Raw genomic sequence first — 2,774 nt, 5'->3', positions numbered from 1 at the left:
CGTCGAACAGCGTGCGCAGCCGGTTCAGCTGGGCGCTGACCGCCGGCTGGCTCAGGTGCAGCCGCGCAGCGGCCCGGGTGACGTTCTGCTCGGCCAGCAAGGCCTCCAGCGTGGCCAGCAGGTTCAGGTCGAGTCGCTTTTCGCCATCCATGTGGTGGATGGTAGCCAATCGATCTGGTGATTTCACGGATGACTCGTAGCCGGCCAGACTGGCGGCCTTCCCCCTTCAGGAGCCATCCCATGAGCCGCCGCGTGCTGATCGTCCATGCCCATCCCGAGCCCCGCTCGCTGAACCGCCAACTGGTGGACGAGGCGGTGTCGACGCTGCTACAGCAAGGCCACGAGGTGATGCAGTCGGACCTGCATGCGATGGGCTGGAAGGCAGTGTTCGACGCGCAGGACTTCCCCAGCCGGGCCAACGCCAAGCGGCTGGACTTCATCGCCGAATCTGGCCACGCGTTTGCGAACGGGCTGCAGACGGCGGACGTCGAAGAAGAGCAACGCAAGCTGCTCGCGGCCGATGCGCTGATCCTGCAGTTCCCGCTGTGGTGGTTCGGCATGCCGGCCATCCTCAAGGGCTGGGTGGACCGCGTGTTTGCCTACGGCCTGGCCTATGGCTGGCAGGGCGCCGGCAACCGCTACCGCTATGGCGAAGGCGGGCTGCAGGGCAAGCGCGCGCTGCTGTCAGTCACCGTCGGCGGGCCGGCCGAAGACTACGCGCCGCGTGGCATCAACGGCCCGCTGGAGCAGCTGCTGTTCCCCATCACGCATGGCACGCTGTTTTTCCCCGGCATGGCGGTGCTGCCCACGCATGCGGTCTACGGCACTGGTCGCCTGGACGATGCACGTGTCGCCGCGGCCCGGCTGGCCTGGCAAGCGCGACTGGCCGGCCTGTTCAGTGACGCGCCAATCGCCTTTCGCCCGCAGAACGGCGGCGACTACCCGGACGGGCACGCGCTGGCCGAACAAGTGGCGCCGGGCCAAAGCGGCTTGCTGGCGCACATTGCCGAAACATCGCCGGACCGTTGACTGTTCCTGACTCGAAACACCGCTGACCATTCGAATCCGCAGAACGATGCAGTCGAAGCGCATGAACCACGCGAGCCCCGGGGGTTCTCAAAATCGAGCCCAATCCAGCGCTCCTGCTGACTCCCTCAACCCCTCGCTCCAAGGCTCGCCATGTCTGCATCCATCGTCATCGTCTATCACAGCGGCTACGGCCACACCAAGAAGATCGCCGAGGCCGTCGCCGAAGGCGCTGGCAGCGCCGCCAGCCTGCTGGCCATCGACGCCGAAGGCAACCTGCCCGAAGGCGGCTGGGAACAGCTGGCCGCGGCCACCACCATCGTCTTCGGCTCGCCGACCTACATGGGCACCGTGAGCTGGCAGTTCAAGAAGTTCGCCGACGCCAGCTCCAAGGTCTGGTTCACGCAAGGCTGGAAGGACAAGCTGTTCGCCGGCTTCACCAACTCGGCCTCGATGAACGGCGACAAGCTCAGCACGCTGCACTACCTCACCACGCTGGCGATGCAGCACAGCGGCCTGTGGGTGGGCACCGGCATGATGCCGTCCAACAGCAAGGCCGCCACGCGCAACGACATCAACTACGTCGCCTCGTTCGGCGGCCTGATGACCGCCACGCCGTCGGACGCTTCGGCCGACGAAATGGTCCCGGGCGACATCGCCACTGCCAAGGCCTTCGGCCAGCGCCTGGCCACCACGACCGCGCGCTTCGCCTGAAGTCACAGCGTCTTCTCCTGACGCGCGAAGGCCGGCAACATGCCGGCCTTTTTTCATGCGCCGACGAAGGCGCTACCCGAGCGCATTGATGCCGCGCGGCACCACCGAGAGCTTGCGGCGGTACTGCGGCCGCAGCTGGTAGACCTGGGCCGGGCGGTGCGCGCCGGCCATCGTCGTTTCGCCAGCAATCGGCTCCAGCATGCCCAGTTCCTCGATCTTGCGGCGAAAGCTCACCTTGTTGATCGGCTCGCCCAGCACCGCCTCGTACACCGCCTGCAGCTGCGGCAGCGTCACGCGCTCGCCGCAGAGGTAGATCGGCAGCGACGAATACTGGCTCTTGGTGCGCACCCGCGCCACTGCGGTGGCGACCATCTCGCCATGGTCGAACGGCAGGCTGGGCAGGCTGTCGATGGGCGCGGTGCGCAGCCCTGGCCGGTCCGCCGGCAGCAGTTCAAACGCGACCACCGCGTAGTAGACGATGGACACCGACCAGCCGCGCGAATCGCGCTTCGCGCCGGACCAGGTCGCCAACTGCTCCAGGTAGGGGCTGACGATGCCGGCCTTTTCCTGCAGCGCCCGCGCCGCTGCGTGCCAGGCGGTCGCGTCCTCCTGCACATGCACGAAGCCGCCCGGCAGGGCTGGCACGCCGGCAAACGGCGGCCGGTCGCGGTCCACGAGCACCACGTGCAGGGCCTGGTCCTTCAGCGTCAGCAGCACCACGTCGACAGTGCAGATCACGGCGGGGAATTCGGTCGTGGAAGCTGGGGAGCTTGGCTTGAGGGCCATGAAAGAAAACGAACTCTGTGAGGGGAAGGACTTTGTTCAGTCTAGCAACCAAGCCCGTCCGGCCTGTGCGGAATAGATAGTTGCAACATTAAACAAAGTCATCTACAGTGCGGCTCATCGATGCTTCAAGACCCGAGGAAGTCCATGACCCGCCAGAAGATCCAGCTGCTCATCATCGACCCGCAGAACGACTTCTGCGACCTGCCGCAAGACTGGTGGCCGCTCGACCCGGTCAGCGGCCAGCGCAC

Annotated in this window: 4 protein-coding genes and 1 pseudogene; 3 read left to right on the top strand and 2 right to left on the bottom strand. The window is 66.3% G+C overall.

From position 1 onward, the window contains the following. Positions 1-151, bottom strand: a 151-nt coding sequence (locus tag FKP22_RS26405; RefSeq protein ID WP_141290877.1) for a LysR family transcriptional regulator, incomplete at its 3' end; no start/stop codon positions are given. Between the two features lie 89 nt (positions 152-240). Between FKP22_RS26405 and FKP22_RS26400 the strand changes: the two genes are divergently transcribed. Both FKP22_RS26400 and FKP22_RS26395 read left to right on the top strand, forming a co-directional pair. After that, on the top strand, positions 241-1,029 hold the full coding sequence (locus FKP22_RS26400; RefSeq protein WP_141290875.1) for an NAD(P)H-dependent oxidoreductase: 789 nt from the start codon (positions 241-243) through the stop codon (positions 1,027-1,029). A 150-nt stretch (positions 1,030-1,179) separates the two neighbouring features. Beyond that, entirely contained in the window at positions 1,180-1,740 is a 561-nt protein-coding gene (locus tag FKP22_RS26395) for a flavodoxin family protein (RefSeq protein WP_141290873.1), read from the top strand. A 72-nt stretch (positions 1,741-1,812) separates the two neighbouring features. On the opposite strand, the gene FKP22_RS26390 is transcribed toward FKP22_RS26395, so the two are convergent. Further along, positions 1,813-2,526 carry an NUDIX hydrolase gene (locus FKP22_RS26390; protein WP_141290871.1) on the bottom strand — a complete coding sequence of 238 codons (714 nt, stop codon included), beginning with the start codon at positions 2,524-2,526 and terminating at the stop codon, positions 1,813-1,815. Between the two features lie 144 nt (positions 2,527-2,670). On the opposite strand from FKP22_RS26390, the pseudogene FKP22_RS34075 reads away from it, so the two are divergent. Then, positions 2,671-2,774, top strand: a pseudogene (locus FKP22_RS34075) (cysteine hydrolase); the annotation flags it as partial.

This window comes from Ideonella azotifigens, from assembly GCF_006519715.1.
GTDB lineage: Bacteria > Pseudomonadota > Gammaproteobacteria > Burkholderiales > Burkholderiaceae_C > Ideonella > Ideonella azotifigens.
This window is presented reverse-complemented; position numbering and strand designations above follow the sequence as displayed.